Source organism: Pseudomonas sp. NFX15, assembly GCF_049132105.1.
Classification (GTDB): Bacteria; Pseudomonadota; Gammaproteobacteria; order Pseudomonadales; family Pseudomonadaceae; genus Aquipseudomonas.
The window spans coordinates 197,384-221,580 of record NZ_JAFMPV010000008.1 but is presented as its reverse complement, the minus strand read 5'-3'; the positions used below and the strand labels follow the sequence as shown (position 1 = coordinate 221,580).

The 24,197-nt window shown below is 60.6% G+C and carries 20 protein-coding genes and 1 pseudogene; 7 read left to right on the top strand and 14 right to left on the bottom strand.

Annotated features, from left to right (window positions below):
• Positions 1-206 precede the first annotated feature (206 nt).
• On the top strand, positions 207-1,745 hold the full coding sequence (gene glpD / locus J1D76_RS11930; protein WP_421138505.1) for a glycerol-3-phosphate dehydrogenase: 1,539 nt from the start codon (positions 207-209) through the stop codon (positions 1,743-1,745).
• A gap of 68 nt (positions 1,746-1,813) precedes the next feature.
• Here the strand turns inward: glpD and J1D76_RS11925 are convergent, their stop codons facing one another.
• The 3 genes from J1D76_RS11925 to J1D76_RS11915 form a co-directional block, all read right to left on the bottom strand.
• The gene (locus J1D76_RS11925; RefSeq protein WP_421138504.1) at positions 1,814-2,920 is read right to left on the bottom strand and encodes an NADH:flavin oxidoreductase/NADH oxidase; all 1,107 of its coding nucleotides are present in this window, start codon (positions 2,918-2,920) and stop codon (positions 1,814-1,816) included.
• Between the two features lie 270 nt (positions 2,921-3,190).
• On the bottom strand, positions 3,191-4,900 hold the full coding sequence (gene recJ / locus J1D76_RS11920; RefSeq protein ID WP_421138503.1) for a single-stranded-DNA-specific exonuclease RecJ: 1,710 nt from the start codon (positions 4,898-4,900) through the stop codon (positions 3,191-3,193).
• A 58-nt stretch (positions 4,901-4,958) separates the two neighbouring features.
• Positions 4,959-5,501: a YaeQ family protein gene (locus tag J1D76_RS11915; protein ID WP_007971297.1), complete on the bottom strand. Its 543-nt coding sequence runs from the start codon at positions 5,499-5,501 to the stop codon at positions 4,959-4,961.
• A 147-nt stretch (positions 5,502-5,648) separates the two neighbouring features.
• Between J1D76_RS11915 and J1D76_RS11910 the strand changes: the two genes are divergently transcribed.
• Both J1D76_RS11910 and J1D76_RS11905 read left to right on the top strand, forming a co-directional pair.
• On the top strand, positions 5,649-6,848 hold the full coding sequence (locus tag J1D76_RS11910) for a CaiB/BaiF CoA transferase family protein (RefSeq protein ID WP_421138515.1): 1,200 nt from the start codon (positions 5,649-5,651) through the stop codon (positions 6,846-6,848).
• A pseudogene (locus J1D76_RS11905) lies at positions 6,802-7,412 on the top strand (hypothetical protein). Before J1D76_RS11910 ends, J1D76_RS11905 begins: the two are co-directional and overlap by 47 nt.
• A gap of 169 nt (positions 7,413-7,581) precedes the next feature.
• Here the strand turns inward: J1D76_RS11905 and J1D76_RS11900 are convergent.
• The 6 genes from J1D76_RS11900 to xerD all read right to left on the bottom strand — a co-directional run bounded on the left by J1D76_RS11900 (position 7,582) and on the right by xerD (position 14,313).
• Positions 7,582-7,869, bottom strand: a complete 288-nt coding sequence (locus J1D76_RS11900; protein WP_150715430.1) for a DUF3509 domain-containing protein — start codon at positions 7,867-7,869, stop codon at positions 7,582-7,584.
• A 162-nt stretch (positions 7,870-8,031) separates the two neighbouring features.
• The gene (locus J1D76_RS11895) at positions 8,032-9,387 is read right to left on the bottom strand and encodes a transporter substrate-binding domain-containing protein (protein WP_421138502.1); all 1,356 of its coding nucleotides are present in this window, start codon (positions 9,385-9,387) and stop codon (positions 8,032-8,034) included.
• Positions 9,388-9,506: 119 nt separating this feature from the next.
• Positions 9,507-10,916, bottom strand: a complete 1,410-nt coding sequence (gene thrC / locus J1D76_RS11890; protein ID WP_421138501.1) for a threonine synthase — start codon at positions 10,914-10,916, stop codon at positions 9,507-9,509.
• 66 nt (positions 10,917-10,982) lie between these two features.
• Positions 10,983-12,287: a homoserine dehydrogenase gene (locus J1D76_RS11885; protein ID WP_421138500.1), complete on the bottom strand. Its 1,305-nt coding sequence runs from the start codon at positions 12,285-12,287 to the stop codon at positions 10,983-10,985.
• Positions 12,288-12,421: 134 nt separating this feature from the next.
• The gene (gene dsbC, locus J1D76_RS11880; RefSeq protein WP_421138499.1) at positions 12,422-13,153 is read right to left on the bottom strand and encodes a bifunctional protein-disulfide isomerase/oxidoreductase DsbC; all 732 of its coding nucleotides are present in this window, start codon (positions 13,151-13,153) and stop codon (positions 12,422-12,424) included.
• Positions 13,154-13,416: 263 nt separating this feature from the next.
• Positions 13,417-14,313: a site-specific tyrosine recombinase XerD gene (gene xerD / locus J1D76_RS11875; protein ID WP_421138498.1), complete on the bottom strand. Its 897-nt coding sequence runs from the start codon at positions 14,311-14,313 to the stop codon at positions 13,417-13,419.
• A 108-nt stretch (positions 14,314-14,421) separates the two neighbouring features.
• On the opposite strand from xerD, the gene J1D76_RS11870 reads away from it, so the two are divergent.
• Entirely contained in the window at positions 14,422-16,230 is a 1,809-nt protein-coding gene (locus tag J1D76_RS11870) for a cation:proton antiporter (RefSeq protein ID WP_421138497.1), read from the top strand.
• A gap of 205 nt (positions 16,231-16,435) precedes the next feature.
• Here the strand turns inward: J1D76_RS11870 and rplS are convergent, their stop codons facing one another.
• From rplS to ffh, 5 genes are all read right to left on the bottom strand, one after another.
• On the bottom strand, positions 16,436-16,786 hold the full coding sequence (rplS, locus tag J1D76_RS11865; RefSeq protein WP_008018567.1) for a 50S ribosomal protein L19: 351 nt from the start codon (positions 16,784-16,786) through the stop codon (positions 16,436-16,438).
• A 45-nt stretch (positions 16,787-16,831) separates the two neighbouring features.
• Positions 16,832-17,584 carry a tRNA (guanosine(37)-N1)-methyltransferase TrmD gene (gene trmD, locus J1D76_RS11860; protein WP_007941398.1) on the bottom strand — a complete coding sequence of 251 codons (753 nt, stop codon included), beginning with the start codon at positions 17,582-17,584 and terminating at the stop codon, positions 16,832-16,834.
• Positions 17,585-17,586: 2 nt separating this feature from the next.
• Entirely contained in the window at positions 17,587-18,123 is a 537-nt protein-coding gene (gene rimM / locus J1D76_RS11855; protein ID WP_421138496.1) for a ribosome maturation factor RimM, read from the bottom strand.
• A 5-nt stretch (positions 18,124-18,128) separates the two neighbouring features.
• The gene (gene rpsP / locus J1D76_RS11850) at positions 18,129-18,380 is read right to left on the bottom strand and encodes a 30S ribosomal protein S16 (RefSeq protein ID WP_007972721.1); all 252 of its coding nucleotides are present in this window, start codon (positions 18,378-18,380) and stop codon (positions 18,129-18,131) included.
• Positions 18,381-18,630: 250 nt separating this feature from the next.
• Positions 18,631-20,007: a signal recognition particle protein gene (gene ffh, locus J1D76_RS11845; protein WP_421138495.1), complete on the bottom strand. Its 1,377-nt coding sequence runs from the start codon at positions 20,005-20,007 to the stop codon at positions 18,631-18,633.
• A gap of 210 nt (positions 20,008-20,217) precedes the next feature.
• Between ffh and J1D76_RS11840 the strand changes: the two genes are divergently transcribed.
• The 3 genes from J1D76_RS11840 (at position 20,218) to J1D76_RS11830 (ending at position 23,988) form a co-directional block, all read left to right on the top strand.
• On the top strand, positions 20,218-21,030 hold the full coding sequence (locus J1D76_RS11840) for a cytochrome C assembly family protein (RefSeq protein WP_421138494.1): 813 nt from the start codon (positions 20,218-20,220) through the stop codon (positions 21,028-21,030).
• Positions 21,031-21,042: 12 nt separating this feature from the next.
• Positions 21,043-22,278, top strand: coding sequence for a transporter associated domain-containing protein (locus J1D76_RS11835; RefSeq protein ID WP_421138493.1), 1,236 nt, complete (start codon positions 21,043-21,045; stop codon positions 22,276-22,278).
• 393 nt (positions 22,279-22,671) lie between these two features.
• Positions 22,672-23,988, top strand: coding sequence for an MFS transporter (locus tag J1D76_RS11830; RefSeq protein WP_421138492.1), 1,317 nt, complete (start codon positions 22,672-22,674; stop codon positions 23,986-23,988).
• Positions 23,989-24,197 lie beyond the last annotated feature (209 nt).

Genomic DNA, 24,197 nt, shown 5'->3' with positions numbered 1-24,197 from the left:
TTCGCCGGCAAGCCGGCTCCTACAGTACTTAGGCGACACCCCTCCCTTCTTTCAATGTTCGAATATTTTCCTTTAACGGCCCTTCGATGAGTATTTTCAATCGAAGCCGACTGGCTGCGCGCGTCTTTATGGGCTAGTATTTTCGCAAATGAACATTTATGTTCGAATTCAAATACAGAACATCAAAGAATGCCGAGGCCGTGCCGATGCCCACTTCCACTCTGTCTACGCCCCCTCTCGCTGAGGTCTACGATATCGCCGTCATCGGTGGCGGGATCAATGGCGTGGGGATCGCAGCGGATGCCGCCGGTCGCGGGCTCTCGGTGTTCCTTTGCGAAAAGGATGACCTGGCCAGCCATACGTCGTCGGCCAGCAGCAAGCTGATCCACGGTGGCCTGCGCTACCTCGAACATTACGAATTCCGCCTGGTGCGCGAAGCCTTGGCCGAGCGTGAAGTGCTGTTGAAGAAGGCACCGCACATCGTCAAGCAAATGCGCTTCGTGCTGCCACACCGCCCGCACCTGCGCCCGGCGTGGATGATCCGCGCCGGTCTGTTCCTCTATGACAACCTGGGCAAACGCGAACAACTCGAAGGCTCGAAAAGCCTGAAGTTCGGCCCCGACAGCGCCTTGAAAAGCGAAATCACCAAAGGCTTCGAATACTCCGACTGCTGGGTCGACGACGCGCGCCTGGTGGTACTGAACGCCATGGCCGCCCGGGAAAAAGGTGCCCACGTGCATACTCAGACCCGCTGCGTCAGCGCTCGCCGTACCAAGGGCCTGTGGCACCTGCACCTGGAACGCGCCGACGGCAGCCTGTTTTCGATCCGCGCCAAAGCGCTGGTGAACGCGGCCGGGCCATGGGTCGCCAAGTTCATTCGCGATGACCTGAAGATGGAATCGCCCTACGGCATCCGCCTGATCCAGGGCAGTCACCTGATCGTGCCGAAACTGTACGAAGGCGAACACGCGCACATCCTGCAAAACGAAGACCAGCGCATCGTGTTCACCATTCCGTACCTGAATCATTTCACCCTGATCGGCACCACCGACCGCGAGTACACCGGCGATCCGGCGGCCGTGGCGATTACCGACGGCGAAACCGATTACCTGTTGAACGTGGTCAACGCCCACTTTAAAAAGCAGATCAGCCGCGACGACATCCTGCACAGCTATTCCGGCGTGCGCCCGCTGTGCAACGACGAGTCCGACAACCCGTCGGCGGTGACCCGCGATTACACCCTCGCGTTGTCCGGTAGCGGCGAAGAAGCACCGTTGTTGTCCGTGTTCGGCGGCAAACTCACCACTTACCGCAAACTCGCCGAGTCGGCGCTGGCGCACCTGGCCCCGTACTTCCAGCACATACAGCCAAGCTGGACCGCCACTGCCACGCTGCCGGGCGGTGAAGACATGACCACCCCGCAAGCATTGAGCTCGCGGATCCGCGACCAATTCGACTGGATCCCGACCGAAATCGCCCGCCGCTGGGCCACCACCTACGGCAGCCGCACCTGGCGTATGCTCGAAGGCGTACAAGCGCTCAGCGACCTGGGCGAACACATCGGCGGCGGCCTCTACACCCGTGAAGTCGATTACCTGTGCAGCGAAGAATGGGCCACCAGCGCCCACGACATCCTCTGGCGGCGCAGCAAGCTCGGTTTGTTCACCACGGCGGTCGAGCAGGAAAAACTCAAGGCCTACCTGAACAAGGTCGAACAGAATCGCAGCAAGATCGAAGCGGCCTGACCGGTCACCGGCAAAAACAAAAAGCCCCTGGATCTGACGATTCAGGGGCTTTTTCGTATCGACGGATGTCAGTCGCGCAAATCCGATTCGTGAATCGGCTGCTCACGGTGAGTCGCCCGCTGATACTGCGCCGGCCACACCGCCTTGTGACCACCCAGATCATCATCGGCGTGCAGCGCCCAGTACGGGTCGCGCAACAATTCACGGGCGAGGAAAATAATGTCTGCCTGGCAGGTCCGCAGAATGTGCTCGGCCTGAGCCGGCTCGGTGATCATGCCGACCGTGCCGGTGGCCATGCCAGACTCCTTGCGCACGCGTTCGGCGAAACGGGTCTGGTAGCCCGGCCCGGTAGGAATCTCGGCGTTCACCGCCGTCCCGCCCGACGACACGTCGATCAAGTCCACGCCCAGATTTTTCAGGCGCCGCGCCAGCTCCACGGTTTCGTCGGGGTTCCAGCCGTCCTCCACCCAGTCGGTGGCCGAGACCCGGACAAACACTGGCAACTCCTCTGGCCACACTGCGCGCACCGCTTCGGTGACTTGCAGCACCAGCCGGATGCGATTTTCGAACGAACCGCCATATTGATCGCGGCGTTGATTGCTCAACGGCGACAGGAATTGATGCAGCAGGTAACCATGTGCCGCGTGCACTTCGACGACCTTGAAACCCGCCGTAAGGGAGCGCTTCGCTGCATCGACGAAGGCCTGGATCACCTGGGCGATCTCGCCCTCATCCAGTTGTTTGGGCTGCGTGTGCTGGGGATCGAAAGCAATCGGCGACGGGCCGACCGGTACCCAGCCGCCATCATCGGCTTTGACGCTGCCATGCTTGCCGAGCCACGGTCGGTAGGTACTGGCCTTGCGCCCGGCATGGGCCAGTTGAATACCGGCAACGGCGCCCTGTGCGTTGATGAAGCGGGTGATGCGTTGCAACGGCTCGATTTGCTCGTCATTCCACAAACCGAGGTCCTGGGCAGTAATCCGGCCGTCGGCAGTGACTGCCGTGGCCTCGGTAAATACCAGCCCGGCCCCGCCGACAGCACGGCTGCCGAGGTGGACCAGGTGCCAGTCATTGGCCAGGCCATCGGTGCTGGAGTACTGGCACATCGGCGAGACCGCGATGCGGTTGGGCAAGGTCAATTGGCGAAGGTTAAAAGGTTCAAGCAGCAGACTCATGGGGCACCTCTCGAATCAGTGGGCAGGCTCCAGGTTCTGTTTGAATAGTCGACGAGTGACAGGAAAACGGTGCAACACCCGCCCCCGCGGGCAAAAAATTCGACAAGACGTCACAAGGCCAAAATCAAGCAGTGCTTAGAGCCTAGTCGACAACCGGGAATGAGGGAGGGTTCAGAGAGATTCGGTGTCAGGGAAATCGCCTTCGCTGGCAAGCCAGCTCCTACAGGGTTTATGCAAATCCTGTGGGAGCTGGCTTGCCAGCGAATGGGCTCAACGCGGTTCGATGTGGGCAATCATTAGTTGAACCGTTTCGTTGCCGCGAAACTCGTTGAGGTCGAGCTTGTAGGCCAGTTCCACCCATTTGATGGTCGGGTTCGGCCAGATGTCGCGGTCGATGCCGAAGGCGATGCCGTCGAGTTTCACCGAACCGCATTCACTTTTCAGCACGACTTTGAGGTGCCGCTCGCCTACGACCCGTTGCTCGACCAACTGGAACACGCCGTGAAACAACGGCTCCGGGAAGTGCTGCCCCCAAGGGCCGGCGTGCCGCAAGGCGCGGGCCAGTTCCAGGTGAAACTCTTCCACCGCCAGGGTGCCGTCCGACAGCAGGCGCCCGGTCAGGTCCTCTTCGCGCAGTTGCCGGCGCACCTCAAAGTCAAAGGCTTCGGCGAACAATGGGAAATTCGCTTCCGGCAGCGTCAGGCCGGCCGCCATCGCGTGGCCGCCGTACTTGGTGATCAGGTTCGGATGCTGCGCGGCCACCACACTCAAGGCGTCACGAATGTGAAAGCCCTGGACCGAACGCCCCGAGCCCTTGAGCAGACCGTCGCCGGCATCGGCAAAGGCGATGGTCGGGCGGAAGTAGCGCTCTTTCATGCGCGAGGCGAGGATACCGATGACACCCTGATGCCATTGCGGATCGAACAGGCACAAGCCGAACGGCATCGACTCCACCGGCAAATCCTTGAGCTGCGCCAGCGCTTCACGCTGCATGCCTTGCTCGATGGATTTGCGATCCTGGTTCATGCCGTCCAATTGAGCGGCCATCTCACGAGCCATCGCCGCATCATCGGTCAGCAGGCATTCGATGCCCAGGCTCATGTCATCCAGGCGCCCCGCCGCATTCAGGCGCGGCCCGACAATGAAACCCAGGTCGGTAGAGGTGATGCGCGCATGATCGCGCTTGGCCACTTCGAGGATCGCCTTGATCCCCGGCCGGGCACGCCCAGCGCGAATCCGCTCCAGGCCTTGATGCACCAGGATCCGGTTGTTGGCATCCAGCGGCACCACGTCGGCGACGCTGCCCAGGGCCACCAGATCGAGCAATTCGCCGATATTCGGCTGCGGCTTGCTGGTGTACCAGCCGAGTTCGCGCAACCGCGCACGCAAGGCCATCAGCACATAGAAAATCACCCCGACACCGGCCAGCGCCTTGCTCGGAAATTCGCACCCTGGCTGGTTCGGATTGACGATGGCATCGGCCAGCGGCAGCTCGTCACCGGGCAAGTGGTGATCGGTCACCAACACCTTGAGCCCGGCCTTTTTCGCCGCGGCCACGCCTTCGACGCTGGAGATGCCGTTGTCGACGGTGATGAGCAAATGCGGCTGGCGTTCCAGCGCGACTGCGACGATCTCCGGCGTCAGGCCATAGCCGTAGTCGAAACGGTTGGGCACCAGATAATCGACGTGGGCAGCACCCAGCAAGCGCAACCCCAACGTGCCCACAGTGCTGGCCGTCGCGCCGTCGGCATCGAAGTCACCAACGATCAAAATGCGCTGGCGCTGTTCGAGTGCCGTCACCAGCAGATCCACGGCGGCATCGATGCCCTTGAGCTTCTGGAATGGAATCAACCGCGCCAGGCTCTTGTCCAGCTCCGCCTCGGACAACACGCCCCGCGCCGCATACAAACGGGTCAATAGGGGTGGAAGATCACCGAGGAACGGCAGGGTGTCGGGCAGCTGGCGAGGTTCGATGCGCATGGGGTGAAAGGGGCTTCTCTTGAGTACGTAGGATAAAACCGGGGGAACTGGCGCAGACTCAGCCGCGCTCACCCGCCAACCACTGCAACTGGACTTCATGCTGACCACGGTCGTCGGTGACGAAGATCGTCCCTTCGCTGATCATCACGTCCCACTTGATCACCCGCGGCATGTCCTTGGCCAGGGTTTCCAGGACTTCCTGAGGCACGGCCGCGATGTTGACGTTCTTCAGGTTTTTCACCGCCGGCACCACTTTGCCTTCCCACACGCGCAGGCTGCCGTAGGCCAGCAGGCTGGTGCGTTCGGTGCGGCGCGAACACCAGGTCAGGCGCTCGGCGTCGGGCTGGCCGACTTCGATCCAGTGCAGGACGCGGTCATCCAGGCTTTTTTCCCACAAGGCGGGTTCATCCACTTCCGACAGACCGCGGCCAAACGACAACTGCTCGTTGTACCAGAGCGCGTAGGCCAGCAGGCGCACGGTCATGCGCTCTTCGGTTTCCGAAGGATGACGGGCGATGGTCTGCTTTACGCTCTCATAGACGCTGCGGTCGAGGTCGGTGAGGTTCAGTTCAAACTTGTAGGTCGTGGACGGCTGGGCCATGAACGGGCTTCTTGATACGAGGAAAGGCGGCAAGTCTAACCGATGCGCAAGGCAATCCACGAATTGAAGGTGATCAACCTGAAGCGCCTGACAGTCGGCTATGTTAAAACGCTGTATTCGCTCAGCCTTTGTCCTACAGGATTCAGCATGCCGTTCACCGCCAAACCGCTCTCGGGTCTGAAAGTCATCGAATTGGGCACCTTGATTGCTGGTCCGTTCGCCTCACGCATTTGCGCCGAATTCGGCGCCGATGTGATCAAGATCGAATCCCCGGACGGCGGCGACCCCTTGCGCAAATGGCGCAAATTGTACGAAGGCACGTCGTTGTGGTGGTTCGTCCAGGCGCGCAACAAAAAGTCCCTGACCCTCAACCTCAAGCACCCCGAAGGCCAGGCGATCCTCAAGCAACTGTTGGGCGAAGCCGACATCCTGATCGAAAACTTCCGCCCCGGCGTCCTGGAAAAACTCGGCCTGGGCTGGGATGTCCTGCACGCCTTGAACCCGAAACTGGTCATGGTGCGGCTGTCCGGTTTCGGCCAGACCGGGCCGATGAAGGATCAGCCCGGCTTTGGTGCGGTCGGTGAATCCATGGGTGGCCTGCGCTACATCACCGGCTTCGAAGACCGGCCACCGGTGCGCACCGGCATTTCCATCGGCGACTCGATTGCCGCACTGTGGGGCGTGATCGGGGCGTTGATGGCCCTGCGGCATCGCGAGGTCAACGGCGGCCAGGGCCAAGTGGTGGACGTGGCCTTGTATGAAGCCATCTTCGCCATGATGGAAAGCATGGTCCCGGAGTTCGACGTGTTCGGCTTTATCCGCGAACGCACGGGCAATATCATGCCGGGCATCACCCCGTCCTCGATCCACACCAGCGCCGATGGCAAGCACGTGCAGATCGGCGCCAATGGCGATGCGATCTTCAAACGTTTCATGTTGATCATTGGTCGGGAAGACCTGGCGAACGACCCATCGCTTGCCAGCAACGATGGCCGCGATACCCGACGCGACGAGCTCTACGGCGTCATCGATCGCTGGGTCAATTCGCTGCCGCTGGACACGGTGCTGGCGCAACTCAACCAGGCCGACGTGCCGGCCAGCCGGATCTTCAGCGCCGAAGACATGTTCAGCGATCCGCAGTACCTGGCGCGGGAAATGTTCCTGCAGGCCAAGTTGCCCGACGGCAAAGCCTTCAAGATGCCGGGCATTGTGCCGAAACTCTCAGAAACACCCGGCGAATGTGAATGGGTCGGGCCACAGCTGGGTGAGCACAACGCACCGGTACTCCAGGAACTGGGCTATGACGCGTCGCAAATTGCGCAGTTGCGCAAAGACGGAGCCATCTGAACTGATGGCGGCTGCCGGCAGGGGCCATTCGACACTGCCCATCGCTCTGCAAGTGGCTGCCGTGCATGCTGGCGACCCTGTTCCTGCTCGTTGACGCCGTCCCGCCTGCCCTGGCGCAACCCAAGGAAACCCTGATCTGGCTCAAGCGCGACCTACCGCCGCTGACGATTTTCGACGGACCGAAGAAGGGTCAGGGCGTCATCGATCAACTCCTGCCGTTGTTGATCGCCGCCATGCCGCCTCCTGCAAATGCAGCGCCTGGGGCGTTTGCGCCTACTGTTGGGCTATCGTCCGGAAATTCGCTACCAGGCCTCGCTGCAAGGTATTGCCGAGGATGAGTTGCAGTTCTACCCGATTCGCGGCACAGGCCAATACTTGTCTGGCTACATTGGCTGCACCGATACCCCCAAGGGCCGGCAGGCCATCGTCGAGATCAACCAGGTGCTGCGTACCCTGCCCCGCGGGCGCCTCGACGCGGCCTACGCGGCCTGGCTGGATCCGCAAAGCCGCAGCGACTACCTGAAAGACACCAAGGCGTTTTTCGACAATCTGGCGCAGCCGTGAGGAATGGCGGGCAAAAGAAACCCCGAGAAGTGGGGAAACGACTCGGGGTTAAACGTGGTCTGCTTGGAGACCAGTAGCAGCAAGCGACAAGCACCGGAGCACAATGCTTGATCCTGCTGTTACAAAGTCTGACTGACCTTGGCGCGGGAAGGTTCCCCCGCCGCTTCATTCAATTGCGGCTGGCCAACAACTTGTCCTGCGCCGCATTGCGCAATGCGGCAATGACACAGGGCTCCAGGCGTCCTTCAGCGATCAGCACGTCGCGATGCAAACCGTCGACTACGTCGGTCAGCAGGCGTTTGTCATTCAACTGCGCCTGGTTGAACTCGCGCTCGACCACGGTCGCGCCAATGGCATTCTTCAAGGTCACCCGGCATTCGCCATGTATGCCTGACGGCGTCAAAGTGACTTGATACGGGCTCAGCGCTTCACCGAGCAACAGACTGATACTTTCCATCCCGATCACCATTCAATAGTCCGAAAAACAACGTGCCTGGGGCATGCCTTGTACAGATGACCACTGGCCCGAGAAGAAAGTTCTGAAGACTGGGCGCGGGCGAACCGGCGACTCAGACAACTGAGCATGCACGGCAAACATGACAGGGAAAAAACGTACGCCTCACGTTTGTCGGGTACGTCGGCCGATATCGGCCCATCCACCCAACAATCCTCGAAGCTGGCCATCCCCGGTGTAAAACGGCACCGTCCACTGGTAGACATCCCTGACGCCGTCCTTGAACACCAGTTGACGCTCGAAAAAACGCGTGCGGCGCGTGCTCAATTGCGCCATGAACTCGGCATGCAATAGCTCCGCGGTGTGTCGGGGCATGGCATCGACCTCCATCAATTGCCGCCCCTGCATTCGGTCGAAACGCGTCGACAGGGCGTCCTCGTAGCTTTTGTTGCACATGATCAAACGCCCTTGCAGGTCACGCACGAACATCGGGTCAGGCATCGCATCCATCAGGGCATGCTGGAAGGCAAGTTGATCGCGCAGACTGCTTTGCGCTTCGAGCCGTTGCCTGACCAGCACTGCCAACCGTCGGTTCCAGACCAGGGACAACAGGCCGAACAGGCCGAGCACCCACACGCCCCAGCACACCCACTGGTCAATCCGCTGCCATAAGCCGGATTGATAGGGCGGGGGCGTGCCGCCTAGCCATTTCAGGCGCAGGGCGCGCAGCTCCGGCTCGGGAAACGCTTCCAGCGCCTTGTTGAGGATGCCCAGCAGGTGTCGCTGGCCTTTGCGTACTGCCAGATAATCCGCGTCCCACTTGCCCGGCACCACGGCCCCGAGTTGTAGCCGGCTCGAAGGAAAAAGCTGGGCGCCGATTTCGTTTTCAATCGTCGCCCAGGCTTCGCCGCTTTCAACCAGGGCCCGGGCTTCGGCGTAGGTCTTGACCGAGCGCAATTCGATCGACGGATAATCGCGGCGGATCATTCCCTCCAGCACATGCCGGGCCGGCAGCACCAACACCCGCCTGGCCATGTCCTCCAGCGACTGAACCGGTGGCGCCCCAACCTGCCCGACGAACACCCAGCCGGCCCCGCCGAATGCATGGCTGAAATCGAGGAATAGCCTGCGCTCCTCATTCAGCGACAAGGTGGTGCTCAAATCTGCCGTGCCGCTTTCCAGGTGCATCAACATCTGGTCAGTGGAAAACGCTTCCTGATAAACGAACTGCACGCCCGTCATGTCGCTGATGCGCTTGAGCAGGTCATTGTTCAGGCCCGTCCATTGCCCCTGTTCATCCTTGAACAGGTACAAGGGGTATTCCAGTGCCGCGACCACCACCCTTGGACGGTGGGCCAACCAGCGCAATTCCTGATCATTGAGCACGACCATTGGGCGAGGGTCCGACTTGCCGCGCTCCGGAATCGATGCCCAGCCTACCCCTCCCCATTGGGTCACCCCCATGATGCCGAGCAAAAACAGCCAGCGCGCAACCGGCTTGTACACACTTGTAAACAGCATTGCCACGTCCTTGGTGATCCTTTCGCCTGTCCTTTGGCGGCGATGACCTGACAAGTGTGCATGCAGAAATGAAAAAGCCCGTCAGGAGACGGGCTTCAAAATGTGACAGCTTCGAGCGGTTACAGCGGCTTGCCGCGGTTGCCATGCTGGCTGACAAAGGCCTGCACGGCCTTCAGGTCATTTGGCAATACGGTGCAACGTTCGTCTCGTTCAAACAAATCAGAAAGATGTGCAGGCAGTTCGAGTGCTTTTCCTACACCGGCTTTTTCCACGGCGTCCGGGAACTTGACCGGGTGGGCGGTCCCCAGGATCACCATCGGAATGTCCAGGCTGCGACGGCATTCCCGCGCAGCTTTCACGCCGATGGCCGTGTGCGGATCCAGCACTTCACCGGTCTGCTCGTAGACTTCAGCGATGGTTTCGCAGGTTTGCGCGTCATCCACGGCCAGCGAGTCGAACAACTTGCGGGCTTCGGTCCAACGCTCTTGCTCGACGCTGAAACCGCCACCCTGCTTGAACGAGTCCATCAGCCCGGCGATCGCCGCGCCGTTGCGACCGTGCAGGTCGAACAGCAAACGCTCGAAGTTCGACGAAACCATGATGTCCATCGATGGCGACAGCGTGGCGTGCAGGGTTTCCTTGACGTACTGGTTGCCGCTCATGAAGCGGTGCAGGATGTCGTTGCGGTTGGTGGCGACGATCAACTGGTTGATCGGCAAGCCCATGTTGCGAGCCAGATAACCGGCGAAGATGTCGCCGAAGTTGCCAGTCGGTACCGAGAACGCCACCGAGCGACCCGGGCCGCCCAACTGCAGGGCTGCGTGAAAGTAGTAGACGATCTGGGCCATGATCCGCGCCCAGTTGATCGAGTTCACCGCGACCAGGCGCGTGCCTTTGAGGAAGCTCTGGTCAGCGAAGCTGTTCTTGACCATTTCCTGGCAGTCATCGAAGTTGCCTTCGATAGCGATGTTGTGGATGTTCTCACCGAAAATGGTGGTCATCTGCCGACGCTGCACTTCAGACACGCGGTTGTGCGGGTGCAGGATGAAGATGTCGACATTTTCGCAGTGCTTGCAGCCTTCGATGGCGGCCGAGCCGGTGTCACCTGAAGTGGCGCCAACAATCACCACGCGCTCGCCGCGTTTTTCCAGCACGTAGTCGAGCAGGCGGCCGAGCAGTTGCAGGGCGAAGTCCTTGAACGCCAGGGTCGGGCCTTGGAACAGCTCCAGCACCCATTCGTTGCCGTTCAACTGGCGCAGTGGCGCGACCGAACTGTGGGCAAACACACCGTAGGTTTCTTCAAGGATCTTTTTGAAATCGGCATCCGGAATGCTGCCGGTAACAAACGGGCGCATCACGCGAAAGGCCAGTTCGTGATACGGCAGGCCGGCCCAGGAAGCGATTTCTTCCTGGGTGAAACGTGGCAGGTTTTCCGGGACGTACAGACCGCCGTCGGTGGCCAGACCGGCCAGCAGGACGTCTTCGAAATTCAGGGCCGGTGCCTGGCCGCGGGTACTGATGTAACGCATGACTGACTCCAATGGACAGTGTTCGTAATCCGGGCTCAACCCGTGAGCCCGGTGAACGATAACGGCTTAGTTCAGGTGCTCGACGCGGATCCGTACAACCGGACCGACCACACCCGCCAGGGCTTCCAGCGCCTGGATCGCATCGTTGATGTGCTGTTCCAGCACGCGGTGGGTCAGCAGGATCATCGGCACCAGGCCGTCGTGCTCCTCGGCTTCCTTCTGCATGATCGACTCGATGTTGATGCCGCGCTCCGAGAGGATGCTCGCGACCTGAGCCAATACGCCTGGATGGTCCTTGGCCTGGATACGCAGGTAGTAGGCGCTTTCGCAGGCTTCGATCGGCAGGATCGGGTGCGCCGACAACGAATCCGGCTGGAATGCCAGGTGCGGCACACGGTTCTCCGGGTCGGAGGTCATGGCGCGGACCACGTCCACCAGGTCGGCGATCACCGACGAAGCCGTTGGCTCCATGCCGGCACCGGCACCGTAGAACAGAGTCGAACCGGCGGCGTCGCCGTTGACCATGACCGCGTTCATCACGCCGTTGACGTTGGCGATCAGACGATCGGCCGGGATCAGCGTCGGGTGCACGCGCAACTCGATGCCGGCCGCAGTGCTGCGCGCCACGCCCAAGTGCTTGATGCGGTAGCCCAGCGCTTCGGCGTAGTTCACGTCGGCGGTGGTCAGCTTGGTGATGCCTTCGGTGTAGGCCTTGTCGAATTGCAGCGGGATGCCGAACGCGATGGATGCCAGGATCGTCAGTTTGTGCGCGGCGTCGATGCCTTCAACGTCGAAGGTCGGATCGGCTTCGGCGTAACCCAGGGCCTGGGCTTCGGCCAACACGTCTTCGAAGGTGCGACCCTTCTCGCGCATTTCCGTCAGGATGAAGTTGCCGGTGCCGTTGATGATGCCGGCCACCCAGTTGATGCGGTTGGCGGACAGGCCTTCGCGGATCGCCTTGATCACCGGGATGCCGCCAGCCACGGCCGCTTCGAACGCAACGATCACGCCCTTCTCGCGGGCCTTGGCGAAAATTTCATTACCGTGAACGGCGATAAGCGCCTTGTTCGCGGTGACCACATGCTTGCCATTCTCGATGGCCTTGAGTACCAGCTCGCGGGCAACGGTGTAGCCGCCCATCAGCTCTATAACGATGTCGATCTCAGGGTTCGTGGCCACTTCGAAGACATCGTTGGTAATCGCAATACCGGTCGTGTGGAACTGAGGCTTTGGCGTGCGCATGGCAATTTGTGCCACTTCGATCCCACGCCCGGCACGACGAGCAATTTCCTCGGCGTTGCGCTGAAGTACGTTGAAGGTACCGCCACCGACGGTTCCTAACCCACAGATGCCTACTTTGACCGGTTTCACTGTGAACTCCCCATAAAACGGCCGACTCGAGGCCGGCCGTGAAAACAACCGCGTGCTCGCGGCTCTCTATTGATGGCCCGGCGAATGTCGCTGCCAGGCCACGATCGTCACCGGCTGACCGTGACGATGCGAATTTACTTCGCGCTCAGTGCCAGTTTGGCGACTTGTGGCGCAGGCTGGTAGCCCGGAATGACCTGACCGTCGGCCAAAACGATGGCCGGTGTACCGTTCACGCCAATCGACTGACCGAGGGCGAATTGCTTGGAGACCGGGTTATCGCACTTGGCGGCCTTGATTTCCTTGCCATCGACCATTTTATCCATGGCCGCTTTCTTGTCTTTCGAGCACCACACCGCTTGCAGTTGCTCGTCACCCGGCGAACCCAGGCCCTGACGCGGGAACGCGACGTAACGCACTTCGATGCCGCGCTTGTTCAGCTCAGGCACTTCGGCGTGCAGCTTGTGGCAGTACGGGCAGGTGGTGTCGGTAAACACGGTGATGTGCGATTTGGTTTCGCCAATGGCCGGGTAGACCACGGTTTCAGCCACCGGAATGTCGTTGATCAGTTTGGAGATGCCCAAGCGCTCGGTCTTCTCGGTCAGGTTGACCGGTTTGCCGTCCTTGAGATCGAACAGGTAGCCCTGCACGACGTACTGGCCGTCGGCGCTGGCGTAGAGCACGCGGCTGCCCTTGAGCTTGACTTCGTACAGGCCTGGCAGCGGGCTGGCGGTGATGGTCTCTACCGGCACTTCGAGCTGGAGGTTTTCCAGGCTTTTACGGATGGCTTTGTCGGCCGCATCATCGGCGACGGCAAAGGTGCTGACCAACGCAATGGCGGCGGCGGCGAAAATCTGGGTCAGACGCATGAGAACTCCTGAAGGCGAACATATGGGACGATCAGAACGCCCGTGCCGAAACACCGGGTCATAACCGCCCATCGTGCAAACCGGCCAAGCCTATCACATAAGGCCCTTGTGGCGAGGGGGCTTGCCCCCGTTGGGCCGCGAAGCAACCCCTCTTGACGATCTCAATCCGACAAACAGAGCAGTTTGTATGGCTTGACGATTGCTGCGCAGTCGAACAGGGGCAAGCCCCCTCGCCACAGGTCTGTATTCCTTTAGAGCCTGCGTCAGCCTCTGGGATGGTGCTTGGCATGCAAATCCTGCAACCGCGCCCGGGCAACATGGGTATAGATCTGCGTCGTCGACAAATCGCTGTGCCCCAGCAGCATCTGCACCACCCGCAAGTCTGCGCCGTGGTTGAGCAAGTGCGTGGCGAAGGCGTGGCGCAGGGTGTGCGGCGACAGCGATTTGCCGATCCCGGCGACCTTGGCCTGGTGCTTGATCCGGTGCCAGAACGTCTGGCGGGTCATCTGCTCGCCACGCTGGCTTGGGAACAACACATCGCTGGGGCGCCCGCCGAGCAGTTCGCCACGGGCATCACGCATGTAGCGCTCGATCCAGACAATCGCCTCCTCGCCCATCGGCACCAGGCGCTCCTTGCTGCCCTTGCCCATCACCCGCAGCACGCCTTGGCGCAAATTGACCTGTTCCAGGGTAAGGCTGATCAGCTCGGTCACCCGCAAGCCGCAGGCATATAGCACTTCGAGCATGGCCCGGTCGCGCTGACCGATGGCTTCGCTCAAGTCAGGCGCCTTGAGCAAGGCTTCCACATCGGCCTCGGACAAGGATTTGGGCAGCGGCCTGCCCAGTTGCGGCATATCAACCCGTAGCGTGGGATCGATAGCGATCAACTTTTCCCGCAACAGATAGCGATAAAAGCCACGCACGCCCGATAGAAACCGCGCGGTGGAGCGCGGCTTGTAATGTTGCTCCAGCCGCCAGGCCAGGTGGTCGAGGATCAACTCGCGTCCGGCGTTGACCAGTTCCAGTCCTTTGTCCTGCAACCAGCCGTTGAACAGCGCCAGGTCACTGCGATAGGCATCGCGGGTGTTATCGGAAAGGCCTTTCTCCAGCCACAGGGCATCGAGGAATTGATCTATCAGCGGGTGGTCGATGGCAGGCATGGGCACTCGAATCACGCAGCCTTGAGGCGGCTGCTGAAAATTAAAATTGGACATGGAAACGGCCGCTAGTCTTTCATAGGCCGCCAAATCAAGGAACAGGGAGCAGCAATGAGCGAGCAGCAGATTTTATTGGCATTTGGCGCAATTGGCGCAGCGGCGCTGCTTTGCCAATGGCTGGCGTGGCGGTTGAAATTGCCAGCGATCCTTTTCCTGCTGCTGACCGGCATCCTCGTCGGCCCCGTGCTGCACTTGCTCGACCCGCAAGAAATGTTCGGGCCGCTACTGATGCCGCTGGTGTCTCTGGCGGTCGCGCTGATCCTGTTCGAAGGCAGCCTCACCTTGCACCTGTCGGAATGGCGCGAGATCGGCAGCGTGGTCCATCGGCTGGTCACCGTGGGTGCGCTTTCGACCTGGATCGTGATTGCGGTTGCCACCCACTGGCTGCTGGATTTCGACTGGATGCTGGCCATCCTCTTTGGCAGCCTGACCCTGGTGACCGGACCGACCGTGATTGTGCCGATGCTGCGGGTCGTGCGTCCGAAAGCCTCGATTGCCAACATCCTGCGCTGGGAAGGCATTGCCATCGACCCGATCGGCGCCCTGCTCGCGGTGGTGGTCTACAGCTTTATCATCGCCAGCTCCGAAGGTAACGGCCTCAAGGAAAGCCTGCTGACCTTCGGCGGTGTCATTTTGTGCGGCAGCCTGTTCGGTATTGCTGGTGGCTGGTTGCTCGGCACCCTGATGCGGCGCCAGTGGCTGCCGGAATACCTGCATAACCTGGCAGCGCTCGCGGCGGTCCTGGGCATTTTCATTGCTTCGAACGAAGTCACCAATGAGTCCGGGTTGCTGGCCGTGACCCTGATGGGCATGTGGCTGGCCAACATGAAAGGCGTGGACGTACGGCACATCCTGCACTTCAAGGAGAACCTCAGCGTGCTGCTGATCTCCGGCCTGTTCATCCTGCTGGCGGCGCGCCTGGACCTGAACGCCATGATCGGCCTAGGGCCGCTGGTGCTGATCCTGCTGCTGGTGATCCAGTTCATTGCCCGCCCCTTGAACGTGCTGCTGAGCACGGCCGGCTCCAGCCTGAGTTGGCGCGAGCGGGCGCTGCTGGGGTGGATTGCGCCCAGGGGCATCGTGGCGGCGGCGGTCTCGGCGATCTTTGCCATTCGCCTGCATGAGGCTGGGCATCATGGCGCGCTGCTGCTTGTGCCGCTGACCTTTGCGGTGATCATCGGCACGGTCGTGTTGCAAAGTGCGACGGCACGGCCGCTGGCTCGCTTGCTGAAGGTGGCGGAACCGGCACCGAGCGGCTTCCTGATCATCGGCGCCAACGGACCTGCGCGCACGCTGGGCAAGGCACTGCAACAACTGGGCAGTCGGGTACTGCTGACCGATTCGAGCTGGGAAAACATTCGGGCGGCGCGGATGGACAGCTTGCCGACCTATTTCGGCAACCCGGCGTCGCAACATGCCGATGCGCACCTCGACCTGGTCGGTCTGGGGCATTTGCTCGCGCTGTCACCCTCGGGCGAGATGAACACCCTGGCGCTGATGCGCTTTCGACATGAACTGGGGCATCAGCGCATGTTTGGCCTGGCGAGTGGCCAGGAAAGCCGTCGCACCGACAAGCACCGCACCAGCCTGGAACATCGCGGCAATCAACTGGGCAGCGAAGCGCTGACCTACGCCAAACTCGCCAGCCAGCTGAGCCACGGTGCAGAAGTGTATAGCACGACGTTGACCGACGGTTTCAGTTGGGACGACTACCAAGCGCTACATGGCGAGCGTGCGACGTTGCTGTTCGTGCGCGACGACAGTGGTTGGGTGCATGTGGTGACGCCGGACAGTTCGTTGAAGCCTGCGGCGGGGTGGACGTTATTGGCGTTGATTCAGTCCGAGACCAACGCAGCCTGATCGATTCGCCGGCAAGCCAGCTCCTACAGTAATGGGTGTGGGTGAGAACATCTCTGCCGAACGCCGAATCCTGTAGGAGCAAGCTTGCTCGCGATAGCCGTGACGCGGTGTGTCAGGCCAGCGAAGAGGCCTGGCCTGCGGGGATAAATCGCAGGCAACAAAAAAGCAGCCCGCAGGCTGCTTTTTTCTGCATCGGAAGCTGGACTTAAACCAGTTTTTCCTTGATGCGAGCTGCTTTACCCGACAGGTCACGCAGGTAGTACAGCTTGGCTTTACGTACGTCACCGCGACGCTTGACAGCCATGCTGTCGATTTGCGGCGAGTAGGTCTGGAAAGTACGCTCTACGCCAACACCGTTGGAGATTTTACGAACGGTGAATGCACTGTTTACGCCGCGGTTACGCTTGGCGATAACAACACCTTCGAACGCTTGCAGACGCGAACGGTCGCCTTCCTTCACTTTCACCTGAACGACAATGGTGTCGCCCGGGGCAAAGGGAGGGATCTCTTTGGTCATCTGCTCTGCTTCGAGTGCAAGGATGATTTTGTTAGTCATGCTGTGCTCCTAAGGTAAATCGTCGGATCTACCATCGATACGTTGTTAACTATCGTCCCGCTCGCGGATGTATTCCTCGAGCAGCTTCTTCTCTTCTCCAGAAAGCGAGCGGCTTTCCAGAAGATCGGCGCGTCGTTCATAGGTCCGACCAAGGGACTGCTGTAAACGCCAACGCCGGATGTGCGCGTGATTGCCACTTAGCAATACGTCGGGAACACGCTGATCCGCATACACCTCCGGTCGGGTGTAGTGCGGGCAATCCAGCAAACCATCCGTAAAGGAATCTTCCTCGGCGGAGTCCGCATGCCCTAAAGCTCCGGGCAGCAGTCGTGTAACCGCATCGATCAGGACCATCGCCGGCAGCTCGCCGCCAGACAGTACATAGTCGCCAATCGACCACTCTTCATCGACATGAGCATCAATAAAACGCTCGTCAATGCCTTCATAGCGGCCGGCAATCAGGATCAATGCATCCAGATTCGCCAACTCGCGTACCGCCGACTGAGTCAGTTGACGGCCTTGGGGCGACAGGTAAATAACCTTCGCCGCCTCCCCGGCTGCTGCCTTGGCCTGAACCAGGGCGTCTTCCAGGGGCTTGATCTTCATCACCATGCCCGGACCACCGCCAAACGGGCGATCGTCCACAGTGTGATGTCGATCCGTCGTGTAGTCTCGCGGATTCCAACAGGTGAGCTGCAAGAGCCCCTGTTTCACCGCACGACTGGTGATGCCGTACTCGCTGATGGCGGAGAACATCTCGGGAAACAGACTGATCACTTCTACGCGCAAGTTAGCCACGCTTAGAAATCCGCGTCCCAATCCACCTTCATCTCACCCGCGGCCAGGTCGACGGCCAACACGCATTGCTCGGTATAGGGCAACAGGCGTTCGCGATCATCCAGGCTGCCAGCGCAAGGCTTGACCACCATTACATCATTCGAGCCGGTCTCCAGCAGGTGATCGATCTTCCCGAACAGTTGCCCGAGGGTATCGATGACCTTAAGACCTTCCAGCTGGTACCAGTAGTACTCGCCGTCGGTCAGTTCAGGGAACAGGTTGCGCGGCACGCAGATCTCATAACCGGCCAGAAGACGAGCTTCTTCGCGATCATCGAGACCCTTGAGCTTTGCGACCAGGAACTTGTCGTTCCCACGTCCGCTGACCAGCTCTACCTGCTTTACATTGCCGTCACGCTTGAGCGTCCAGGTTTTGTAATCCAGCAGGTTCTTGATCGGATCAGTAAAGGAATACACCTTCACTTCGCCGCGAACGCCGTGAACAGAGTAAATCTTGCCGATAACGATCAAATCATCAGCAACCGTTGGCGTCGCGTTCATATTGCTCAGGCCGCAGCCTTAGCAGATTCCTTCAACAACTGAGCAACGCGCTCAGAAGGTTGTGCACCAACGCTCAGCCAGTAGGCTACGCGCTCTTGGTTCACGGACAGACGAACTTCCTGACCACGAGCAACAGGGTTGAAGTAGCCAACCTGTTCCTTGTGCGAACCGTCGCGCGGGTTGCGGCTGTCGGTTACGGTCAAGTGGTAAAACGGGCGCTTTTTGGAGCCGCCAAGGGCAAGACGGATTGTTAGCATGTGAACATCGTTCCTGTAGTCGGTGCTGCAAATCTAAATGCACAGCGGGCATGGGTGCCCGAAAGGCCGCATATTCTAAGGAATATCCGGACTTTTGCAAATGTCTTTTTCCGGCGCCTATCGGCCGCCATGCAGATTTGCTATAGAGCCGTCATTGAAAACGGCCGGTCAGCTCCCGCCAAGTGCGGGTTTGCTGGAGATCCCGCATCCTTGCGGGGTCGACGCCGGTACGACGACCGGCGTTGATTCTTTACATCTTGGGCATGCCGCCGCCGGGCAACATACCGCCCATGCCGCGCATCATCTTGGCCATTCCGCCTTTGGCAGAGAACTTCTTCATCATTTTCTGCATCTGCTTGTGCTGCTTGATCAAGCGGCCGATGTCCTGCACCTGGGTGCCCGAACCCATGGCGATCCGGCGCTTGCGCGAACCGCTGATCATCTCAGGGTCGCGGCGCTCGGCCGGGGTCATGGAGTTGATGATGGCTTCCATCTGCTTGAATTGCTTTTCTGCCGCACCCTGGGCGTTGCCCATCTGCGCCAGGTTCACGCCACCCATGTTCGGCAGCTTGTCCATGAGCCCGCCGAGGCCGCCCATGTTCTTCATTTGTTGCAGCTGATCGCGGAAGTCTTCGAGGTCGAAGCCCTTGCCCTTCTTCAGCTTCTTGGCCAGTTTTTCGGCCTTGTCCTTGTCGAGGGTCGCTTCGGCCTGTTCGATCAGGCTGAGCACGTCGCCCATGCCAAGGATGCGCGAGGCGATACGCTCAGGGTGGAACGGGTCGAGCGCTTCGCTTTTCTCGCCCATACCGATGAACTTGATCGGCTTGCCGGTGATGGCACGTACCGACAGCGCGGCACCGCCACGGGCGTCGCCATCGACCTTGGTCAGGATCACACCGGTCAGCGGCAGTGCGTCGCCGAAGGCCTTGGCCGTGTTGGCGGCATCCTGGCCGGTCATGGCGTCTACCACAAACAGCGTTTCGACCGGGTTGATCGCGGCGTGCAGGGCCTTGATCTCGCCCATCATCTCTTCATCGATGTGCAGGCGACCGGCGGTGTCGACGATGACCACGTCGATGAATTTGAGTTTTGCTTCCTTAATAGCCGCGTTGGCGATGTCGACCGGCTTTTGGCTCAGGTCCGACGGGAAGAACGTCACGCCGATGTCGTTGGCCAGGGTTTCCAGCTGCTTGATCGCCGCCGGACGGTAAACGTCGGCAGACACGACCATGACCGATTTCTTCTTGCGCTCTTTAAGGAACCGCGCGAGCTTGCCGGCGGTGGTGGTTTTACCAGCACCCTGCAAACCGGCCATGAGGATGACCGCTGGCGGCACGGCGCTCAGGTTCAAATCTTCGTTGGCCGCGCCCATCAGGCTTTCAAGTTCGGCCTGAACAATTTTCACGAAGGCCTGGCCCGGCGTCAGGCTGCGCGACACCTCGGTGCCGACGGCGCGCTCCTTGACCGAATTGACGAAGTCCTTGACCACCGGCAGGGCGACGTCGGCTTCGAGCAACGCCATGCGCACTTCGCGCAGGGTGTCTTTGATGTTGTCTTCAGTCAGCTTGGCCTTGCCGGTGACATGGCGCAGCGTCTGCGAGAGACGGTCGGTTAAGTTTTCAAACATTGCGCGATCCTTTCAGGCCCTGTGTAGACCGGGATAATGGCGGCCCGGACCGGACTAAACGTGTGCTCGGCGAGCCTGCGGCGTGGGCAGGTCGCGGATTATAGCGAAGACTGTGGCTGGCGGACACCTCGCCGTCAGGTTGTGCGGTCTTTCGTGTGGCGGGGGTTCTATGCCAAACTCAGCGACTTTCGGGCTTGCCTAACAGGATTTATGCTCCCCTTGTCACCCAGCTTGCTTACTACCCTCGCCGCCGCCTGCTTGTATGCCGCTGCGACCTTTTATCAGGGCACTCGCCTGGCTTCCGGCGCCAAGGCCAACAAACGCCTGCTGGTCACGCTCGGCGTGCTCGCCGTATTGGCCCACAGCGCCAGCCTGCTGACCCACCTGCTGACCCCGATCGGCCTGGGCCTGGACTTCTTCAGTGCCGCCAGCCTGATTGCCGTGGCGGTCATCGCGCTGACCCTGCTGGCCTGCTCGCGCATTCCGGTGGAGAACCTGCTGGTGCTGCTGTTCCCGCTGGGCGCCCTGACGGTGCTGCTGGCACAATTTGCCCCGGCCGGTACGGTGCAGGTCATCGACGAGGAGCCGGGCATTCTCGCCCACATCCTGCTGTCGATCCTGGCCTATGGCATGTTCACCATCGCGGTGTTCCAGGCCTTGCTGCTACTGGTGCAAGACCACCAGCTCAAGCACAAGCACCCTTCCGGGCTGATCAAGAACTTCCCGCCACTGCAAACCATGGAAAGCCTGCTGTTCGGCTTCCTGTGGGCCGGCTGGACGCTGTTGTCGCTGTCGCTGATTTCCGGCTGGCTGTTCGTCGAGAACCTGTTCGCCCAGCACCTGGTGCACAAAACCCTGCTGGCCTGCCTGGCCTGGGTCGTGTTCAGCGTGCTGCTGTGGGGGCGCAACCGCCTCGGCTGGCGCGGGCACAAAGCCATTCGCTGGACCTTGGCCGGTTTCTGCCTGCTGATGCTGGCGTACTTCGGCAGCAAACTGGTTCGTGAATACATCCTGCATATCTGACGGGCGGCATTAATGGACGACTTGCCCATAGGGCCGATGCTCGCGGTAATCACCCTGCTGATTTTATGGTCGGGGTTGTTTACCGCCATCGAAGCGGCACACCAGCATTTGCTGGCACAGCGCACCGCGACGCGTTCCAGCGACAAGCCGGTGGCCAAACTCAGCTTCCCCCTGGCCAGCCTGATTTTCTGCAATACCCTGTGTCGTGCACTGGTGGTGGTCATCAGCACCTTGCTGGCCATTTTCACCTGGGCCGAAAACGGTCCGTGGGCTGCTTGCGTCGGCGCTGGCGCCATTTTGCTGGTGTTTTGCGACTACCTGCCGCGCGCCCTCGCCGCCCGCTATACGGATGCCATCCTCGCCCAAGGCAACAACCTGCTGCGCGTACCGCTGAAAATCATCTATCCGGCGGCGTGGCTGCTCAGCACCCTCAGCCAGTCGCTGCTACGGCCGTTTGCCCGCAAGACCAAAGTGGTGCAACAGAGTGAGGACGACCTGCCGACTGAGCGCCAGGACGCGCCCGAAGTTGCCGCCAACCGCCCGCACTCGCTGTCGGGCATTCACGCGCTGGACAACATCACGGTCAATGACATCCTGGTGCCCCGCAGTGAAGTGGACGGCATCAACCTCGACGATCCCATCGACGAGATCATCGAGCAACTGCGCCGCAACAACCGCACGCGCCTGCCGGTGTTCCACAGCGACATCAACCAGGTCGAAGCCGTCCTTAATACCCGGCACATCCTGCATTTGCTGCACGATGCGAGCCTGACCAGGGAAGCCCTGCTCGCGGCCAGCCATGAACCGTACTTCGTGCCGGAAAGCACGCCACTGCAATTGCAACTGCTCAATTTCCACAAGCAGCAACGACGCCTGGGCATGGTGGTCGACGAATACGGCGAAGTGCTGGGTATCGTTACCCTGGAAGACATTCTCGAAGAAATCGTCGGCGAGTTCGAAAGCCAGCACAGCCTGGACAACCCGCACATTCATCCGCAGGCCGATGGGCGACTGGTGGTTGATGGCGCCGCGTCCATCCGCGAGCTGAACAAAAGCCTCGGCTGGCACCTGCCCAGCGACGGCCCGAAAACCCTGAACGGCTTGGTCACCGAGGCGCTGGAGACCATTCCCGATTGCGCGGTGTGCCTGAAGATCGGTCGCTACCGCCTGGAGATTCTCGAGACCGAGGACAACCGGGTTACGCGGGTGCTGATCTGGCAGACCAGCTCGATGCCTGTCCTTATCTAACACTCGTACACTTCCCTGTGGCGAGGGGGCTTGCCCCCGTTGCGCTTCGAAGCAGCGCAAAACCATGCAACCACACTTCATCTGACGCACCGAGACCGCCAGCTTCACGACTGCGTCGCAGCCGAACGGGGGCAAGCCCCCTCGCCACAATGTGTTCGCAATGCCTCTTGTTCGATCGTTAGCCACCTTCCTATAATCACTGCGCTTACCCAAGCCCCGCCGGGCCCGTGCTTACCCCGCACTTCGCTGCTTCCGGTCGGTCCATCAGTAATGTCCGCAACAAACCGACGACTGTTCCTACCTGAAACAGCGACCGTGCCCTCACCCACATCCCTGGGTTCTCGACCATAATAATTCGCTCCACTGGAGCCCATGACTGTCAGGGATAACCGCATGACGACCAGCACGACCTATAGCGACGCCACACCGGCGCAACCGACGAACTCCACGGCCCGCGTGGCCACCGCGAGCTTCATCGGCACCGCGATCGAGTTCTACGACTTCTACGTCTATGCCACTGCCGCCGCACTGGTGATTGGCCCGGTGTTTTTTCCGCAAACCTCCGGCACAGCCCAGATGCTCTCGGCGTTTCTCACGTTTGGCATCGCCTTCCTGGCGCGCCCACTGGGTTCGGCACTATTTGGCCACTTTGGCGACCGCATCGGACGCAAATCGACCCTGGTCGCTTCGCTCCTGCTGATGGGTGTGTGCACCACGCTGATCGGCGTGTTGCCGGGGTACGACAGCATTGGCGCCTGGGCACCGATCCTGCTTTGCGTCCTGCGCTTCGGCCAGGGCCTGGGGCTGGGTGGCGAATGGGGTGGCGCTGCGTTGCTGGCCACGGAGAACGCACCTAAAGGAAAACGCGCCTGGTTCGGCATGTTCCCGCAACTGGGGCCATCCATTGGTTTTCTGGCGGCCAATGGCCTGTTCCTGACCTTGGCCGTGGTGCTGGACGATGAACAATTCCGCTCATGGGGCTGGCGTATTCCGTTCCTGCTCAGCGCTGTACTGGTGATGGTCGGCCTGTACGTTCGCCTCAAGCTGCACGAAACCCCGGTGTTCGCCAACGCCATGGCGCGCCAGGAACGGGTGAAGATCCCGTTGTTCGAGCTGTTCGGCCAATATTGGGCACCGGTATTGCTGGGCGCCGGTGCGATGGTGGTGTGCTACGCGCTGTTCTATATCTCCACCGTGTTTTCCCTCAGCTACGGCGTGGCCACACTCGGCTACAGCCGCGAAACCTTCCTCGGCCTGCTGTGCTTCGCCGTGCTGTTCATGGCCGCGGCCACCCCGCTGTCGGCCCTGGCCAGCGACCGTTATGGGCGCAAACCGGTGCTGATCGTCGGTGGCGTGCTGGCGATCCTGTCCGGGTTTCTCATGGAGCCGCTGCTGACCCACGGTTCGACCTGGGGTGTGGCGTTGTTCCTGTGCATCGAACTGTTCCTGATGGGCGTGACCTTTGCGCCGATGGGCGCGCTGTTGCCAGAGCTGTTCCCCACTCACGTGCGCTACACCGGTGCCTCGGCGGCCTACAACCTGGGCGGGATTGTCGGCGCCTCAGCGGCGCCGTTCTTCGCGCAGAAACTGGTGGCGATGGGTGGTTTGAATTATGTCGGCGGGTATGTGTCCGGGGCGGCGGTACTGAGTTTGATTGCGGTGCTGTGCCTTAAAGAGACCCGGCATAACGATTTGAACCGCATTGACTGACAGACCGCTTTCGCTGGCAAGCCAGCTCCTACAGGGTTTGGTGTCATTCACAAAACAGCTGTACGACACATAACCCGTGGGAGCTGGCTTGCCAGCGATGGGTCCCCACTGACAAAACGAAAACCTCAACTTTTCTCCCACCCATTGTCACCTCGCTCTACGCGCACCCGCTCATCCCCGCTATACTTCCCGGCTTTTCCTGAATAAAT